Raw genomic sequence first — 18,396 nt, forward strand, 5'->3', positions numbered from 1 at the left:
GGAATCCTTGGAAAGCGAACGCTCTTACGGACGCTCTGAGGCGGATTCTGTACTAAAACTAGATTTGGTGTCAATGAATGACCATCATCATTCCTGTGTATTTCTGCCTTTCCCAGCGGCTTCTCTCTGCCACTCGGAGCCAGCACGTTGTATTTCGGCTACAAATTTAGACATATTCATGTGTAGTAGAACTACAGTCAATTTCGGTGTATTGTCGGGCCCATAAGACGTCCAGACCGGAGATTTCATGAAGAAGACCGCTTTCGCCGCCCTGCTTGGCCTTGCCCTACTGCAAGCCGCCCATGCAGCCCCGCCAACTGTCCAGCATATGGAGCCCCCTTTCTGGTGGGCCGGCATGCAGAATCCCAAGCTGCAACTCATGGTGAATGCGCCAAAGGTGGCGGACCTGGAACCAACGATCGACTATCCGGGCGTGCGGATCGGGAGCGTGAGCCGGGTGGCCAACCGCAACTACCTCTTCATCGACCTGGTACTGGCGCCGGACGTGGCGCCTGGCCGCTTCGACATCCGCTTCGCCGCGCCGGGCAAGCAAAGCCTCACATATGGTTACCAACTGCTGGCGCGCACGCCCGGTTCGGCGCAGCGCCAGGGCTTCAACAGTTCCGACGCGATCTACCAGGTCATGCCGGACCGCTTCGCCAACGGCAATCCAGCCAACGACAACATGGCCGGCATGCCGGACAAGGCCAACCGCGCCGAGGGCAACGGCCGCCACGGCGGCGACCTGGCAGGCATGGCCGCGCACCTGGACTATATAAAGGACATGGGTTTCACGCAGGTGTGGCCAACGCCGCTGGTGGAAAACAACCAGGATATCCACTCCTACCACGGCTATGCGGCAACCGACCATTACAAGATCGACGCGCGCTACGGCAGCAATGAGGATTACCGCAATTTTGTGGCACAGGCGCGCACGCGCGGCATCGGCGTGATCCAGGATGTCGTGTTGAGCCACATCGGCAGCCGCCACTGGTGGATGAAAGACATGCCGATGCAGGATTGGCTCAGCTACGACGGCAAGTACACGCCGACCGCGCACCACCGCGTTGCCAGCGTCGATCCGTACGGCAGCAAGGAAGACGCGCGCAACTTCACCCAGGGCTGGTTCGGGCCGCATATGCCGGACATGAACCAGACCAATCCGTTTGTGGCGAACTATCTTATCCAGAACAATATCTGGTGGATCGAGTACGCCGGCCTGTCCGGCCTGCGCGTGGATACCTACGGCTACTCCGATACCGCCTTCCTGACTGAATGGTCGAAGCGCGTGCGGGCGGAATATCCGAAGCTGAATATGGTGGGCGAGGAATGGAGCACCCGGATTCCTATCGTGGCCCGCTGGCAGGCCCTGAACGCGCCCAGCATGATGGACTTCCCGCTCAACGACGTGCTGCGCAAGGCATTGGGCGACACGGACGGCACCTACCGCCTGTACGACGTCTACGAGACGCTGGCGCAGGATTACCTTTATCCCAACCCGTCCAATCTGGTACTGTTCGAAGGTAATCACGACCTGGCGCGCAGCTTCAGCATGGCGAACAGCGACCCTGCCCTGCTGCGCATGGCGCTGGCCTTTACGCTGACCGTGCCGCGCATCCCGCAGTTCTACTACGGGACTGAAATCCTGATGCCGAGCACCGTGAAAGGCCGCGACGATTCATCTTACCGCCACGATATGCCAGGCGGCTGGGCAGGCGACAAAGTGAATGCCTTTACAGGCGAAGGCCTGAGCGCGGAGCAGCGCGACATGCAGTCCTTCGTGAAGAAGCTGGCCAACTGGCGCAAGACTTCCAGCGCGGTCCAGCACGGGAAGATGATGCAATACGGGCCGGAACAGGATACGTATGTCTACTTCCGTCATGACGGCAAGCAGAAGGTCATGGTCGCGCTGAACAAGAACGCAAAGGATGTGACGCTGGATGCGGACCGTTTCCGTGAAATGCTGGACGGCGTACGCAGTGGCACGGACATCATCACTGGCCGCAGCATTCCGCTGGCGGGCAAGTTCACGCTTCCGGCCCGTTCCGTCCTCGTGATGGAGGTCCAGTGATGCTGCGCCGCCCGCTGCCTGCCGCTGCCATCGCGGTCGCCTTCGCAACTGCGGGCGCGCTGGCGGGCGGCCCGGCACTGGCACATACCAGCATCGAGCTACCATTCGGCAGCTACAAGGCCAGCTTTGCAACGCCGGATGCGCAAGCGGCGCTGCGCAGTTACACGCAGTCCACCAACATGCCCCTGCGCGACAATGCGCCCCAGTCAATCGCCTTCAGCGAGCAGGCCGGCTCGCCCAAAGTCCGCAGCGGCAACCTGGCCTTCGACGCACTGTTCGCGCTGGCGATGACGGAAATGAAGCAGGACTCGGTGCAGGCCATCCGCGATGGCAGCTACAACGGCGGCCAGCCGATAGCTTGCGAATGCTTCGAGACCGGCGAAAAATGGCACTACGTGTGGACGCGCGACTTGTCCTACGCTGCCAACCTGGGCCTGGCGATGCTCGATCCTCAACGCAGCCGCGACTCCCTGCTGTTCAAGCTTTCCGGCTACCGTAACGGCAAGCCGCCGCTGGCGGCCGGCAGCGAAGACGGCCTGCAGATCGTGCAAGACACGGGCAGCGGCGGAAGCTGGCCTGTCAGTACGGACCGCGTCAGCTGGGCCTTCGGCGCCGAGCAAACGCTCAAGTCGCTGCCGGAGGAAGAACGCGCGAAATTCGCCGCCACTGCCTTGCAGGCGCTGCGCAACACGATCGAGAACGACCGCATCGCCGCTTACGATCCCGCCAGCGGCTTGTACAATGGCGAGCAGTCCTTCCTTGACTGGCGCGAACAGTCGTATGCAGGCTGGATTCCCAACGACCTGTCCAGCATGGCCACGTCCAAGTCGCTGTCGACCAATGTCGCCCACTATAAGGCGCTCACACTGGCGGCAGAACTGGCGCAGCATGCCGGCGACAACGACGGGGCGCTGCGTTACGCGCGTTGGGCGTCAGGCTTGAAGATTGCGATCAACGACCGGCTTTGGCTCAAGGACGCCGGCATGTACAGCAGCCTGGCCGCCGGTCACTTCGACGGCGCCGCCATGCACAAGTTTGACTGGCTTGGCCAGTCGCTCGCCATCATCACAGGCGTGGCAGATGCCGGGCAGGCGCAGTCGATACTGGCCCGTTATCCGCACGGACCGCTGGGCGCGCCGGTCATCTGGCCGCAGCAGCCAGGCGTGCCGGTGTACCACAACCGTGCCTTGTGGCCTTTCGTTACAGCTTATGGCTTAAGGGCCGCTGCGCAGTATGCAAACGTGGCCGTTGCCGATGCCGCCTATGCCAGCTTGCTGCAGGGCGCGGCGCTCAATCTGTCGAATATGGAGAACATGGAGTGGCGAGGCGGAGATCCTTCCGCGCCGGCCATCAATTCACGCCGCCAGCTTTGGTCTGTGGGCGGCTTTCTTGGGATGGTGGTGCAGCAGGTGTTTGGCGTCGGCGCCGATGCCGAGCGGCTGCACATCAATCCCTTCATTACCGCCCGGCTGCGGCGCGAGTGGTTCACGGGCAGCGATGCGATCGAGCTGTCCGGCCTGGTCTTGCACGGCAAGCGGCTGCATATCAGGATCAAGCTTCCCCCGCCTGTTGCGCTCGAAGGCTATTACATGCCGGCAGGCGGCAAGCTGAATGGCAAGGATGCGCGCGGCCCGGTTGCATGGAACGAACTGGCCGACGACAACCTGATTGAAATAGAAATGGGCACGCTGGTGCCTGGGCGGCAGCAGATCACCTTCGCGGGCAGCGAGGCCGCTTCGACTGCACCGCCAGAACCGTTCGTCCGGCAAGCAGAATCCGGCATCCTTCGCATCGCGCCGGGAGCGGGATCGCAAGAAGGCACGCGCTTCAACGTGTACCGCGACGGGCAACTGGTCGCCGCGGAGCTCACCGGCGGCAGTTGGGCGCCTGGCCCTGCGGCCGCAACGTCGTCCTGCCATGCGGTGGAAGCAGTCTACCCGGCCACCGGCTTGCGAAGCCATCACTCGCAGCCGCTCTGCCCCACCCCAGCCAGCGGCACGGCCGGGCCAAGTGCCGTGACGGACAGCGTGACCGCAACAAAAGACGGGCGCTACTACGTCCAGCTTCGCTACAACAACCACGCCCACCAGATCAACCTCGGCATCACCAACGCCGTGCAGTTCCTGCGCCTGCGCGACAAACACGGTGCGGTCGCGGCGGAAGGCGTCCTCCAGATGCCGCACAACGCTCCTGCCAACGGCCCGGCATGGTCGACTCCTCTGCCCGCCACGCTGAAGCAAGGCAGCTACCGGCTCGAACTGCAGCCCTTCTACAATATGAGCAGCCTGCAAGCCAACGCCGGCTACGCCGACGCGGGCGGCAGAAGCGGCGCACGCAACGATGCCGACGTGCTGGCGGCACGCCTCCTGCCAGCACCGGCAGCAAGCAAACCGCCGCTGCACGGCACCTTGCAGCTGGTGGAAAAGTTCAAATCGTCCCGGTTGGGCAACGAACGCACGCTACGCATCTATCTGCCGCCAAGCTACGGCAGCGACACCAGGCGGCGCTATCCTGTACTGTACATGCACGACGGCCAGAACCTGTTCGACGCCACAACCGCCAGCTACGGCACCGAATGGAACATCGACGAGGTGGCGGACCGCCTGGTGCGCCAGGGCGACATGGAGGAAGTAATCGTGGTCGGCATCGACAACACCACCGATCGCATCGCCGAATACACACCATGTTGCGACCCCAAGCATGGCGGAGGAAAGCTGAACGCCTACGCCGACTTCCTGGCGAAAACAGTCAAGCCATGGGTGGACAAGCAATACCGCACCAAACCCGGCCGCATGCACACGGCGGTGATGGGTTCATCGCTGGGCGGGCTGGCATCGATCGGCATCGCGCAGCGCTATCCGCAAATATTCTCGATGGCAGGCGGTGTCTCCAGCTCTTTCTGGTGGAACAACCGGGAAGAAGTGAAGCATCCGCCGAAGAAGATGCCGGTCCGGTTCTACATCGACGTGGGAACGGTCTATGACGGCCAGGAAGACAGCGAAGCATTCCGCCAGGCCATGCTGAAGAACGGCTACCGCGAAGGCCGGGACCTGCAATTCCTCGTCGACGAAGGGGGACGCCATAACGAGCAATCGTGGGCCGGCCGCGTGCATGCCGCGCTGGCCTGGTTCTTCGGCAAACCGGGCCGCGCCGCGCCGCAGAAGGCGCCTTAAGCCGGCAAGGCGCGCAAGCTGCGGCTTGCCGACAGTTTCATGTGCGAGCCGCCTGACGTCTCGCGCACCTTGAACACCGACACCGCTTCCTCCAGGCTTGCGGCCTGCTGCTGCAAGGCCTCGGCAGCCGCGGCGGCTTCCTCGACCAGCGCCGCATTCTGCTGCGTCACGCTGTCCATCTGGGTGATGGCATCGCTGATCTGCTCGATCCCGTCGCGCTGCTCCCCGGTTGCCACGGCGATCTCGCCGATGATCGAGGTAACACGGCGCACGCTGTTGACCACTTCCTCCATCGTGACGCCGGCCTCGCCCACCAGGCGGCTGCCCTCTTCCACGCGTTCGACGGAATTGCCAATCAGTTCCTTGATCTCCTTCGCGGCCGCAGCGGAGCGGTGCGCCAGGTTGCGCACCTCGCCCGCCACCACGGCAAAGCCGCGGCCTTGCTCGCCGGCGCGCGCAGCTTCCACCGCCGCATTCAGCGCGAGGATATTGGTCTGGAAAGCAATGCCATCGATCACGCCGATGATGTCGACAATCTTGCGCGACGATTCGTTGATCGCACCCATGGTCTGCACCACTTCCGAAACGGTCGCGCCGCCGCGCACGGCGACATTGGAAGCCTCGTCGGCCAGCTTGCGCGCCTGGGTCGCATTCTCATTGTTCTGGCGCACGGTGCTGGTCAGTTCCGTCATCGACGACGCGGTTTCCTCGAGCGAACTGGCTTGCTGCTCGGTGCGCGTCGACAAGTCCATGCTGCCGGTCGCCACCTCGCTCGATGCGCTGGCGATCGTCTGGGTGCCGGTGCGCACACGGCTCACGATATCGGACAGGTTGCCGCTCATTTGCTTCAATGCCGACAGCAGTTCGCCCACTTCATCCTTGGTGCGCACGTCCACGTCGACGCTCAGGTCGCCCGCCGCGACCGTCTTGGCGATATCGATCGCCTGGTCCAGCGGACGCGTGATGCCCTTCACGATCCACCATACGATGACCGCACCGATCACCGTCGTGACCACCAGCACCACCAACAGGGTAACGGTAGCAGAGCGGTTGGCCGCTTCCGCCGTCGCCACCGCTTCTTCCGCATTCTTCTTGGACTGCGCATCGATGAACGCCACGATTTCGTCGATCTTCTTGGTTGGCGCGCGGTCCATGCCGGCAACGGCCTTGTCGAGAATCTTGTAGCTTTCCGGGTTGGCCGCATCGAACTGCTTGAGCGCGGCCATATAGCTCTTGCCAAGGTCCTCGTGCATCTTGATCGCTTCGTCATCCAGCGTGGTCTGCAGGTTCAGCTTTTTCAGCATGGCCGACAGCTTCTGCAGCTCCGCGTTGGTAGCCTGGCCGCTCTTGACGAAGGCTGCGGAATATTTTTCGAGCTGCGCAGGATCGTGGCCGCGCACCAGGATGTTCTTCCACTCCTGCACCTGGATCTTGAATTCAACCTGCGCGCCGCGCGCAGTATCGACGGCCTGGGTCAGGTCGACCGAGCGCTGCATGCTCTGGGCATTGCTGGATTTGATGAAGCTGATGGCGCTCCAGCCCTGGTAGCCGACCGTCAACAAGGCCAGCATGAAGAAAGCGCCCAGCAAGGCCAGGCGCACTCCGATCTTTAGATTGCCGAAGTTCATGATTAGTTTCCCCTTGGTAAAAAGGCGACATTATGCCTTCAGGACTGCAATCGTCATCATGCGCCCTAAAGTACCAAAAGCCAAGAAACCTGTTTTCGCAACAACCTAGCTGTGGCGCGGGGGAAACTCCATGCGGTAAAGATCCGTCTTTCCCGCATCAAGCCGCTCGACAAAGTGCATGCCAAGCTTCATCAGCAACGCTGACGACGCCGTATTGCCGGGCGACACGATGCCTAGCAGGCGCGGCAAGCCAACGACATCGCGGCCGTAGGCCATGGCCGCCGATGCCGCCTCCCACGCATAGCCCTGGCCCCAATAGGCTGGCAGGTAGGCATAGCCTATATCGGTATCGGGCAAGGTGTCGCGCTTGATCAAGCCGCACATGCCGATGGCGGCGCCATCTTCCTTGCGCACCACCATCCACAAGGAATAGCCCAACCGGGCCTGCATGGCGACGGGGCCGGCGAGCAAGGCGGCGCGCGCGCCTTCAAGGTCGCGCACGCCCTTGTCGCCAATGTTTTCGAGGAAGGAAGGCTCGTTCACCAGGCGCAGGTAGAACGCAGCATCATCAACAGTTGCGGGACGCAGGGTCAGTCGTCTGGTATCGATCATTGCTCCGGCCAATCGTTGGGGTCGGCCAGGAACTTGTACATCACATACACGTCGACAAAACCGAGCTGCTTGTGGCGATAGGCGCGCGGCAGCGTGCCTATGACTGAAAAGCCGAGCCGCTTCCACAGCAGCACGGCAGAAACATTGGTACTGACCACATAATTGAACTGCATGGCGAGGAAGCCATCGCGCCGCGCCTGTTCCAGGCAATGGCGGCCCAGCATCTTGCCGATGCCCACGCCTTGCGCAGCGGGGCTGACCATGAAGGAAGCGTTGGCCACATGCGAACCCCGGTCGAGCTGGTTGGGCAGCAGGCGGTACATGCCGAGCAGGCGGCCGGTATTCAGCACCGCCACCCAGGTCTTGATGCCGCGCCCGAACCAGTACGCGTGGCAGTCGTCGCGGCTGGTCTCCGCGGCGAAATAATAAGTATCACCGCTGGCGATCAACTCCTGGAAAATCGTCCACATGGAGTCGAAATCGGCCTCAGTAGCCGGGCGGATGACGATGTCTTTCAAAGCTGCTCCCAACGGCAGGAATGATGCTGAATTTTCATGCATTTTCCCTTGCAAGTCCAGCATGCCCGGACAGGCGGAAATCGACTTGCTGCGGCCGGCCCGGCAAGGCCAGGCGCGCCGCCGCCCGCGGCGATTCAGCCACCACCTGCCCGCGCCGCAGCACCAGCCGCCGCGCAGCGCGCAGGCGGATTGCCTCCACCGGATCCCGGGCATCGAGCAGCACCAGGTCGGCGTGGCAGCCGGGTTGCAGGCCGTAGCCATCCAGGCCGAGGATCTTTGCCGGTGTTTCCGTCACCGCCGCAAAGCAGGCGCGCATTGCATCCTGCCCGGTCATCTGCGCCACGTGCAAGCCCATGTGGGCCACTTCCAGCATGTCGCCCGAGCCCAGGCTGTACCACGGATCCATCACGCAATCGTGGCCGAAGGCGACGTCGATGCCGTGCGCCAGCAGCTCCGGCACACGCGTCATGCCGCGCCGCTTGGGATAGCTGTCGTGGCGCCCCTGCAAGGTGATGTTGATCAGCGGGTTGGCGATGGCGGCCACGCCGGCTTCACGGATCAGCGGCAGGAGCTTGCTGGCGTAGTAGTTGTCCATCGAATGCATGGACGTCAGGTGCGAGCCGGCCACGCGGCCCTGCAAGCCAAGACGCTGCGTGTGGAAGGCCAGGGTTTCGATATGGCGCGACAGCGGATCGTCCGATTCATCGCAGTGCATATCGACGCGCAAGCCCTTCCCGGCCGCGAATTCGCACAGCACGCGCACAGACTCGGCGCCATCGGCCATGGTGCGTTCGAAATGCGGAATGCCGCCGACCACGTCGACGCCCATGGCAATTGCGCGCTTCAGGTTATCCAGCGCACCTGGGCAGCGCAGCACGCCATCCTGCGGGAAAGCCACCAGTTGCAAGTCAAGGTAAGGAGCCACGCGGCGTTTCACATCCAGCAGCGCTTCCACGGCGAGCAAGCGCTCGTCGCACACATCAACGTGGCTGCGAATGGCGAGCAAACCGCGCGCCACGGCCCAATCGCAATACTGCAAGGCGCGCTCCACCAGCGCTTCCTGCGTCAGTTCTGGCTTCAGCTCGCCCCACAGCGCAATGCCTTCCAACAGCGTGCCCGACCGGTTCACACGCGGCAGGCCGTAGCTTAGCGTCGCGTCCAGATGAAAATGCGCATCGACGAAAGGCGGCGTGACCAGGTCGCCTTCCGCATCGATCTCGCGAGCCCCCTTGGCTTGCAAAGCAGGAGCGACATCGACGATGCGTCCCTGCGCGATGGCGATATCGACGCCCTGGCGGCCATCGGGCAAACTGGCATTGCGGATTACAAGATCCATCGCTTAGCTCCACAGGTGAGGATGGCCGATTGTAGGCAGGCTGGCCAGGGCACGCAATGTTGCACTGCATAACTTCTGCTTCAATAGTCGGCAAAAATGTCTTTCCATTACCATATTTCGTCGCTAGAATGGGTTTATTGCAGCGCACCATTTCCCATCGATCCAGGAGAAAATATGTTTTCGATTCCCGAGCAATTTTCCGCAGCCACCAAGTCGCAGCTGGAAGCGCAGCTGAAAATCCTCAACAACTTCGCCACCACTGCCTTCGAAGGCGCGCAAAAGGTGATTGCGCTCAACCTGAGCACCACCAAGGCCTCCGTCGAAAAAAGTTCCGCCGCTGCGCGCGAGCTGCTGGAAGCGAAAGACCCGCAAGAATTCTTCGCCAGGAGCACTGCCCGCGTGCCGAATCTCGACGGCCTGTTTGCCTACAACCGCGAGCTGTTCAGCATTGCCAGCAAGACCCAGGCGGAACTGTTCCAGGCAGCGCAGGAGCAATTGAAGGAGGCAGGCCAGCAGGCCGCGAAAGTGCCCAAGCTGGCCGCACCGATCGCTGCGCCAGCGCCAGTGGCGGCCCCTGCTCCGGCACCAGCCACTGCCCCCGCACCGAAGGCAGCCAAAACCGAAGCCAAGCCATCCCCCAAAGCTGACGCCAAGGTCGAAGCCAAGCCCGAGGCAGCAGAAAGCAAGCCAGAAGCCAAAGCCGAAGCAAAAGCCGACACCAAGCCAGCCAAGCCAGCCGCCAGCTTCCCCGACCCAAAGGCCGCCCACGCCAACGGCGCCAAAGCCCACAAGTAAATTAAAAGTCGGGGTCAGGTCTGGCAATCCGCCAAAATGGCGGATTGCCAGACCTGACCCCGACTTTCATCTTGGCGCGCTCGGCGAAAAATTCTGCCCTGAGGTATCCTTGCAGGCTCTTGGCAGCATTTTTCTAGTAAGCATATGAGTTTATCGCGCCTGATCGGTGGCTTCGTCCGCAGCCATTGGCGTCCTTACGCAGCCGCCGGCGCCATGCTGACCGGCGTTGCCGTCATCGGTATCTGTATTCCGCGCCAGATCGGCTATATGGTTGATGGCCTGGCGGCGGGCAAGCTTGGGCCTGAGGCTTTGTGGCAGGCGATCGGCCTGCTGCTCTTGCTGGGCGTGGCAAATTATGGCTTGCGCGTCGCCTGGCGCATGAAGCTGTTTTCGGCCGCTTATCAATTGGGCGTTGAGCTGCGCACGCGCTTCTACCGCCGCTTGTCGCTGCAAGGTCCGCAATTCTTCCAGAAGCAGCGCACCGGCGACCTGATGGCCCTGGCCACCAACGACATCGATGCGATCGAGATGGCGGCTGGCGAAGCAATGCTGGCCGGTTTTGACGGTTCGCTCACCCTGCTGCTGGTGCTGGGCATGATGCTGGTCGGCGTCGACTGGCGCCTGGCCTTGTTCGCGCTGATTCCGTTCCCGCTGATGGCCTGGGCTTTCTGGCGCATCTCGTCGCATATCCATACCGCTTCCGCCGATTCGTTGAAGCGCTTCAGTGCCTTGAATGATCATGTGCAGGAAACGCTGTCCGGCGTGCGTACCCTGCGTGCGCTTGGACTGGAACAGCGCAGCAGCAAGCGTTTTGAAGAACTGGCTGGCGCCGCTGCCGACGCCAGCCTGACTGCGCAGCGCTGGGAAGCGGCGTATGAGCCGGCTGTCGGCTTGACGCTTACTGCGGCCACCGGCCTGTCGCTGGGCCTGGGCGGCTTTCTCGTGTGGCGCGGCGAATTAAGCATTGGCGAGCTGACGTCTTTCAGCATGTACCTTGGCCAGTTGATCTGGCCGATGTTTGCGGCGGGCTGGGTGCTGTCGCTGATCGAGCGTGGCCGCGCCGCCTATGCGCGCTTGCAGCCGATGCTCGATGCCCCCTTGAGCATCGAAGACCATGGCACCTTGCCGCATGTTGCGCCCGGCAACCTCGAACTACGCGGCGTGGGCTTCGCCTATCCCGGCCAGCACGAGCCGGCGCTGTCCGATATCTCGCTGACCTTGAAGCCGGGCCAGACCCTCGGCCTGGTCGGCCCGACCGGCGCCGGCAAGTCGACCCTACTGCGCGTGCTGCTGCGCCAGGTCACGCCAACGCAGGGCAGCGCGCGATGGAGCGGCCACGCGCTGGACCAGTACACGCTGCAGGCGCTGCGCGCGGCCATCAGCTGGGTGCCGCAGGAGTCGTTCCTGTTCTCGGCTTCGATTGCCGACAATATCGCGCTGGCCAAGCCCGGCGCCACGCGTGCGGAAGTCGAGCGCGCAGCCGGCCTGGCTGCGATCCACGACGACATCCTGCTGTTCCCGCACAAGTACGAGACCGAAGTCGGCGAGAAGGGCATCACCTTGTCCGGCGGCCAGCGCCAGCGTGTTGCAATCGCGCGCGCCCTGCTCTCGGACAACGATTTGCTGCAGCTGGACGATGCCTTGTCCGCAGTGGACACCGGCACCGAAACCGCCATCCTCGAGCACCTCGAAGAACTGCGCCGCGCCCACGCCAGCCGTTGCGCCATCATCGCCAGCCACCGCCTGAGCGCCGTGGTCGATGCGGACCAGATCGTGGTGCTGCAGCATGGCCGCATCACCGAATCAGGCACGCATGAAGAATTGCTTGCGCTGAACGGCTGGTACGCCAGCCAGTGGCGCTACCAACAACTGGAGGCCAGCCTTGACGCAGCCTGACAAAACAAGCGCGCGCGAACAGACGCGCCAGGCCGTCGGCCTCCTGAAAGAAGCTTCCGGTCCGGATCTGCACCATCTCGGCTGGGCCGTGCTGTGGCTGGCCTTTGCAGCCGGCATGGAAGTGCTGGGTCCCCTGCTGGGCAAGCGCCTGATCGACGAACACCTGCTGCCAAGGCACCTGGACTGGACCCGCATGGCCCTGCTGCTGGGCGGCGTGCTGCTGACCGGCTGGATCGCCACCTGGGTGCGCTACCTGCAGCTGGCCCGCCTGTCCGGCGTCGCCATGCGTTCAGTGCAGCGGCTGCGCGAGCGCGTCTACAGCCACGTGCTGCGGCTGCCGATGGCCTTTTTCGATCGCGCCATCACCGGCCAACTGGTGTCGCGCGTGACCAACGATACCGAGGCCGTGAAAGGCCTCTACATCCAGGTCCTGTTCGTGATCCTGGACAGCACCATCGTCCTGGCCGGCACGGTAGCCGCCATGGCTTGGCTGGATTGGCGCCTGATGACCCTCGTGGTCGCGCTGCTGCCTTTCGTGCTGGTGATCGTGTGGGCTTACCAGCGCCTGAGCGCTCCGGCCGTGACCCGCGCCCGCCAGCTGCGCAGCGACATCAATGCGCAGATCGCCGAATCCATCGGCGGCATGACCGTACTGCAGGCGAATAATGCGGAGCAGCGCTTCGGCGAACGCTTCGCGCAAACCAACGCGGAACACTACACGCAGCGCCTGGCCGAGATCCGCGCCAACGCCTGGCTGCTGCGTCCCGCGCTCGACATGCTGAACATCCTGCTACTGGCGTCCGTGATCTTCATGTTCGGCCAGCGCGACATGAGCGCGGCGGAAGTGGGTGTGCTGTATGCCTTCATCAACTACATCGCGCGCGTCATCGAGCCGCTGATCCAGATCACCATGCAGTTCAGCCAGTTGCAGCAATCGGTGGTGGCGACATCGCGCGTAGCGATCCTGCTCGGCGAACAGAGCGCGCCGGAACATCGCAGCGCTGCCGGCTCCCATGTGCGCCACGCCGCCAACGATGACGGCGCCCCCGCCATCGATATCCGCGCGCTGGATTTCGAATACATCGAAGGCCAGCGGGTGCTGCACCAGTTGTCGCTGGAGATTCCGCAAGGCGCCTTCTTCGGCATCGTCGGCCACACCGGCAGCGGCAAGTCGACCCTGCTGTCGCTGCTGCTGCGCTACTACCCCGCCCCGCACGGCAGCATCCGCATGAATGGCATGCTGCTCGATGAAATCGACAACGAGCAGTTCCGCGCCGACGTGGGACTGGTGCCGCAAGATCCCTTCCTGCTGGCCGCTTCCGCTCGCGAAAATATCGACATGGGCCGCGGCCTGCCGCGGCAGGAAATCGAGGCCGCGGCGCGTGCGGCGCACTGCCACGACTTCATCATGGCGATGGAAGACGGCTACGAAACCGTGCTGGGCGAAGGCGGCTCGCGCCTGTCCTCCGGCCAGAAGCAGCTCATTGCCATTGCGCGCGCACTGGCGGGCAAGCCGCGCATCCTGCTGCTTGACGAAGCCACCTCGCGCATCGATTCGCACACCGAACAGATCGTGCAGGTGGCGCTCAAGGAACTGCGCGGCCAGGTCACCATCATCGCCATCGCGCACCGCCTGTCCACCATCCGCGAGGCGGACCGCATCATCGTGCTGAACCACGGACGCATCGTGGAACAGGGGCCGCACGAGGATCTCATGCAGATTGACAACGGCTTGTACCAGCGCCTTTACCTTTTGCAACAGCTCGCCGCCTGAATCTCGTTTCCGCACGATAAGAATTACTAGTTGCCTGGTAGTCGGGGTATGCTGTCCTCCAGAGGGGGGACAGCGCCATGCAAAAGAACCTATCCATCAAACGTATCTTCCTGGCGTTTTTTGCCATTACGGTCGCGCTGGCAACACTGACCATGCTGGCATTGCTCCGTGTCTCCAGCAAAGGCGCGGAAGCCAAGCAGGCCGCCGATTCGCGCTACCAGTCCTATCTGCTTGCCGACGAATTGCGGCAAAGTTCGGACGACCTGACCCGCCTGGCGCGCACCTATGTGGTGTCGGGCGAGGCGGCTTACGAGCAGCAGTACATGGACATACTGGCCATCCGCAACGGCCAGAAGCCGCGCCCGAAAAACTATGAACGCATCTATTGGGACTTCGTCGCCGCAGGTACGCCGGTGCCGCCCTCCTCCGGCCAGGCCATCGCCTTGTCGGAGCTGATGAAACGCGCCGGCTTCACCGGCCAGGAATTCGCCAAGCTGAAGGAAGCGGAAGCCAACTCCAACGAGCTGGTTCACACCGAGGTGATCGCGATGAACGCGGTCAAGGGCAAGTTCGATGACGGCAAGGGCGGCTTCACGCGCGAAGGCCCGCCCGATCCGGAGATGGCCCGCCGCATCATGCATGACAAGGCCTACCACCAGAACAAGGCCAGGATCATGCAGCCGGTGAATGAGTTCCTGGCCCTGCTTGACGAACGCACCAGCGCCGAAGTAGCGGCAGCCAGCACCGCCTTCGAACGCGCCCAACGCCTGGCGCAGGCGCTGCAAGCCATGTCGGTCATCGCAGCCGTGGCATGCCTGCTGTTCGCTTACCGCTACATCCGCTCGGGCCTGCAACAGGCGATCGATACCGCCGAATGCATTGCAGGCGGGGATTTGAGCCGGGACATCGACTCCAGCCGCAGCGACGAAATCGGCCAGCTGCTGCAAGCGATGGAGCACATCAACAAAGGCCTGGCGGAAATGATCGGCAATATCCGCAGCAGCACCGACCAGATGACAGTAGCCACCGGCGAGATCGCCAAAGGCAACGCCGACCTGTCGGCCCGCACCGAGACGCAGGCTTCCTCGCTGGAAGAAACGGCCAGCGCGATGGAGAACCTGACCGACACCGTGCAGCAGAACGCCAGCAACGCACAGCAGGCCAACCATCTGGCAGCCGATGCGGCGCAGGTGGCCGAGCAAGGCGGCGACGTCGTCTCGCAGGTGGTTGCCACCATGGGCGCGATCAAGGATAGTTCGGCGCGCATCAGCGACATCATCGGCGTGATCGATGGCATCGCGTTCCAGACCAATATCCTGGCGCTGAATGCGGCAGTGGAAGCTGCAAGGGCGGGCGAACAAGGGCGCGGCTTTGCAGTGGTGGCGTCGGAAGTGCGCAACCTGGCGCAGCGCAGTGCGGCCGCGGCCAGGGAAATCAAGGAATTGATCGGCACTTCGGTGTCGCGTGTGGAAGAAGGCGGACGGCTGGTCGATGCAGCCGGCGATACCATGCAGCGCATCGTCGCTTCGGTGCACAAGGTTGCCGGCATCATGGGGGAAATTACCAGCGCCAGCCAGCAGCAGGGCAGCGGCATCGGTGAAGTGAACCAGGCGATAGGACAGATGGATGCGATGACGCAGCAAAATGCGGCGCTGGTCGAGCAAGCTGCTGCCGCGGCGGAGAGCTTGCAGGAGCAAGCCCAGGCACTGGCGCAGGCGGTCAGCATCTTCCGGCTGAAGGGCGGCGCCGTAGCCGCCAAAGCGCGCACCGGGGTCGCGCTGGCGGCCAAGGTGCCGGCAAACGTGGCGGCACCCCGCGCCACAGCCAGGGCCTCCGGCCGCAACGCTGCCGGCGCGGCGCCGCCCCGCGCCGGCGATCCGGAGCGATCCCGGCGCACTACGGCGCGCAATACGGCGCCGGCAAGCGAAGGCTGGGAAGAGTTCTAAGCGCTGCGCAAGCGGCTGGCGTGCACGAATCCCGCGGCCCACGCGAGGCAGCCCGCGATCGCCCATGCAGCCACGGTCGCTGTGTTTGCGGAGCCATTGAAGCCGACCAGGTCCAGCGCGGCTTCTTTCGGCGTATTGAGCGCGATATACCAGGTGAACAGGAACAACGCCAGGAACAGCCGCGACCCGCGCGTCAAGCCACCCAGCAGGCTGGCGGCAGATGCCAGCGCCAGCACGCCGGAAACTGCAGCAACAGCGCGCAGCGGAGCTTCGAGCGACCAGCGCAGGGCCACGATGGCGAGCGGCAGGGCGAGCAGCAGGCTGGCCGCCCACTGCCGCAGGTAGCGCCGGCCCGAGCCACCGGGCAGCGCCGCGGTCATCGCATCCGCCCCACTCTGCCAATCGCGCGGCGCGATGCCGCACACAATCATGCCCCACCCCGCCACGCCGGCAATCATCACGCCCGGCAGAACCTCGGGCGCCGCCAGCGCTGCCGCCACGGCGCCCGCAGCAAGAACCAGCGCTGCGGAAGGCGACATGGACAGCACAAGCGCCACTTCCGCCAGTACTTCGCCAGCAAAGCCCGGCACTAGCATCGCCAGTCCCGGCAAGGGCCGCAGCACCACCGCCACCGGGCGCAGCGCACGGTCGGCCAGCGCCAGCAGGCGGTTGCCGCGCGCCGATCGTGGCCGCACCCGGTCCGGCGAATAACGGTGGAAGAACAGGGTTGCCGGCACCAGCAGCAACATGGACAGCGACAGCGTCGCCGCACGGATGCCCCACGCTTTGAGTGTCCACAAGGTCGCCGGAAAGACCAGCGTCGCTTCAGCCGGATCGAAAGCACTCCGGCCGAGGACAAAGGATGTCGTCGCGAAATGTTCGCGCAGTGTCGTCACGGCCACCGACAGCCCCGAGAAATCGAGAAACATCGGCCACAGCGCTCCCGGGCTCTCGGTCACGCCAACCAGCGCGCCGAACTGCATGCACCACAGGAAGAAGAACAATACGTCGCCACGCTTGCCCAGCAACGGCCCGATATTGTCGAACAGGACTGCGCAGGCGGCCGCGTAGCTGACGATCGGCAGCAGCATCAGCAGATAGGTTTGCAGGTAGACCAGCACTTCGATCGGCCCTTCGCCGCGCAAGGCATGCAGCGCCAGGGTGGAAGCAAGGTAGGCAAACACGAACAGCACCAGGTACGCCACGCCGCCCAGCCAGCGCCCGGCAACCAGCAAGGCATTGCTGGCGCCTGTTGCGCCGATCACTGCGCCCATGCCGCTTTGCAGGTCGTCTGCAACGCGACCGCGCACCAGGTAGAAGCCTGCCAGTCCGAGCAGCATACCGGCGATATGGGCACTGCCAAAGGCCAGCGCCTGGCTGGTGTACAGCACACGCTTTCGGTCGATCATCATCATCGTGATGCCATCGGCCGGATCGGAAATGCCGAGCCAGCACAGGGCCATCGCCGCCAGCAGCGCCACCAGCGTGGACCGCCGGCGCAGCCGCAAGCGCACCTCATTGAGCGCCATGACACCGATTGCATTCATGCTGCCTCCGCAACCGGTTCCGACAGCGCATAGCGTTGCGCCATCAGCGCTTCTTCCAGGCTCGGCTCGACCGCATGCGCGCCCGCAAACGGCTGTCCCGGATGCGCCACGCGCAGCTGCACCTGCGGGCCCTGGCGTTGCGCCTGCAGCACATGGAAGCGGCTGCGCAGCGCATCGTAATCGGCGGCATCGACGCTGGCCTGCCACACCTGGCCGCGCGCCCGCTGCAGGATGGCGTCCGGCGTTTCCAGCGCCAGCAAGCGGCCCTTGCGCATGATGGCCAGTTGGCCTGCGATGCTCTCCACATCCGGCACGATATGAGTCGACACGATCACAAGCTTGCCAAAACCCAGTTCGGACAACAGGCGGCGGAAGCGCAGGCGCTCTTCCGGGTCCAGGCCCGCTGTCGGTTCATCCACGATCAGGATATCGGGATCGTTCAGCAGCGCCTGGGCGATCCCCAGGCGGCGCCGCATGCCGCCCGAGAACGATGCCGCCGGCCGCCGCGCATGCTCGGACAGGTTCACCAGTTCCAGCAGGTGGCGAATGCGGGCGGGATCGCGCACGCCCTTCAGCGCAGCGAAATACTGCATGCACTCCAGCGCGCTCAGGTTCGGATAGACCCCGAACTCCTGCGGCAGGAAGCCAAGGCGGCGCCGCATCGCATCCGGATTGCGCACAATGTCCTGGCCATCGAACAGGATGCTGCCGGCAGTCGGCCGCGACAGCGTGGCGACCAATTGCATCAAAGTGGTCTTGCCGGCGCCATTGTGACCAACAAGCCCGACTACACCACTACCAAGTTTCAGGGAAACGTCCTCCACCGCTTTCAGTTCGCGGAAGGCCTTGCTGACATTGCGCAATTCGAGCATCTTGTTTTCGCCTCAAGTATGTTGTTGAAGCAAACTTTATCGAGCCCGCAGCGGGCCCGCGCAGGAAATGCGATGAACGGTAAAAATCGAGGGCCAGGCGGAAAGCGATGGCAAGTAGTTTCACAAGTGGAAATTCCACTTGCATTTTCCCCACAGTTGGGGCGTCTATCATGCAAATAGTGAGTGGCATTGCGGATTTCCCGCTTGCAACAGGCATATAATGAACCG

General features: G+C 63.5%; 12 protein-coding genes. 6 read left to right on the forward strand and 6 right to left on the reverse strand.

Annotated features, from left to right (window positions below):
* Positions 1–247: 247 nt before the first annotated feature.
* Entirely contained in the window at positions 248–2,071 is a 1,824-nt protein-coding gene (locus tag ACN9MY_RS25890; RefSeq protein ID WP_426336341.1) for a glycoside hydrolase family 13 protein, read from the forward strand.
* Entirely contained in the window at positions 2,071–5,244 is a 3,174-nt protein-coding gene (locus ACN9MY_RS25895; RefSeq protein ID WP_426336342.1) for an alpha/beta hydrolase-fold protein, read from the forward strand. Before ACN9MY_RS25890 ends, ACN9MY_RS25895 begins: the two co-directional genes overlap by 1 nt.
* Here the strand turns inward: ACN9MY_RS25895 and ACN9MY_RS25900 are convergent.
* From ACN9MY_RS25900 to ACN9MY_RS25915, 4 genes are all read right to left on the reverse strand, one after another.
* Entirely contained in the window at positions 5,241–6,872 is a 1,632-nt protein-coding gene (locus tag ACN9MY_RS25900; protein ID WP_426319074.1) for a methyl-accepting chemotaxis protein, read from the reverse strand. The genes ACN9MY_RS25895 and ACN9MY_RS25900 overlap by 4 nt on opposite strands.
* Before the next feature lie 105 nt (positions 6,873–6,977).
* Positions 6,978–7,484, reverse strand: a complete 507-nt coding sequence (locus tag ACN9MY_RS25905) for a GNAT family N-acetyltransferase (RefSeq protein ID WP_426164203.1) — start codon at positions 7,482–7,484, stop codon at positions 6,978–6,980.
* On the reverse strand, positions 7,481–8,002 hold the full coding sequence (locus tag ACN9MY_RS25910; protein WP_057259917.1) for a GNAT family N-acetyltransferase: 522 nt from the start codon (positions 8,000–8,002) through the stop codon (positions 7,481–7,483). Before ACN9MY_RS25910 ends, ACN9MY_RS25905 begins: the two co-directional genes overlap by 4 nt.
* A 34-nt stretch (positions 8,003–8,036) precedes the next feature.
* Positions 8,037–9,338 (reverse strand): amidohydrolase family protein, encoded by a 1,302-nt coding sequence (locus ACN9MY_RS25915; RefSeq protein ID WP_426319075.1) that lies wholly within the window; start codon positions 9,336–9,338, stop codon positions 8,037–8,039.
* A 174-nt stretch (positions 9,339–9,512) separates the two neighbouring features.
* On the opposite strand from ACN9MY_RS25915, the gene phaP reads away from it, so the two are divergent.
* From phaP to ACN9MY_RS25935, 4 genes are all read left to right on the forward strand, one after another.
* Positions 9,513–10,133, forward strand: coding sequence for a TIGR01841 family phasin (gene phaP, locus ACN9MY_RS25920; RefSeq protein ID WP_426319076.1), 621 nt, complete (start codon positions 9,513–9,515; stop codon positions 10,131–10,133).
* A 144-nt stretch (positions 10,134–10,277) separates the two neighbouring features.
* Positions 10,278–12,029: an ABC transporter ATP-binding protein gene (locus ACN9MY_RS25925; protein ID WP_426336343.1), complete on the forward strand. Its 1,752-nt coding sequence runs from the start codon at positions 10,278–10,280 to the stop codon at positions 12,027–12,029.
* Complete coding sequence (locus ACN9MY_RS25930) at positions 12,016–13,803, forward strand: ABC transporter ATP-binding protein (protein ID WP_426319078.1); 1,788 nt, start codon at positions 12,016–12,018, stop codon at positions 13,801–13,803. Before ACN9MY_RS25925 ends, ACN9MY_RS25930 begins: the two co-directional genes overlap by 14 nt.
* A 77-nt stretch (positions 13,804–13,880) precedes the next feature.
* The gene (locus ACN9MY_RS25935) at positions 13,881–15,749 is read left to right on the forward strand and encodes a methyl-accepting chemotaxis protein (RefSeq protein WP_426319079.1); all 1,869 of its coding nucleotides are present in this window, start codon (positions 13,881–13,883) and stop codon (positions 15,747–15,749) included.
* Here the strand turns inward: ACN9MY_RS25935 and ACN9MY_RS25940 are convergent.
* Together ACN9MY_RS25940 and ACN9MY_RS25945 are read right to left on the reverse strand one after the other, a co-directional pair.
* Positions 15,746–17,296 carry a hypothetical protein gene (locus ACN9MY_RS25940; RefSeq protein ID WP_426319080.1) on the reverse strand — a complete coding sequence of 517 codons (1,551 nt, stop codon included), beginning with the start codon at positions 17,294–17,296 and terminating at the stop codon, positions 15,746–15,748. The two genes, ACN9MY_RS25935 and ACN9MY_RS25940, sit on opposite strands and share 4 nt — an antisense overlap.
* Positions 17,293–18,168, reverse strand: coding sequence for an ABC transporter ATP-binding protein (locus ACN9MY_RS25945; protein ID WP_426319081.1), 876 nt, complete (start codon positions 18,166–18,168; stop codon positions 17,293–17,295). The genes ACN9MY_RS25940 and ACN9MY_RS25945 overlap by 4 nt, the downstream gene beginning before the upstream one ends.
* Positions 18,169–18,396 lie beyond the last annotated feature (228 nt).

It is taken from the genome of Pseudoduganella sp. R-31 (assembly GCF_049913235.1).
In the GTDB taxonomy this organism is placed as follows: Bacteria; Pseudomonadota; Gammaproteobacteria; order Burkholderiales; family Burkholderiaceae_D; genus Rugamonas.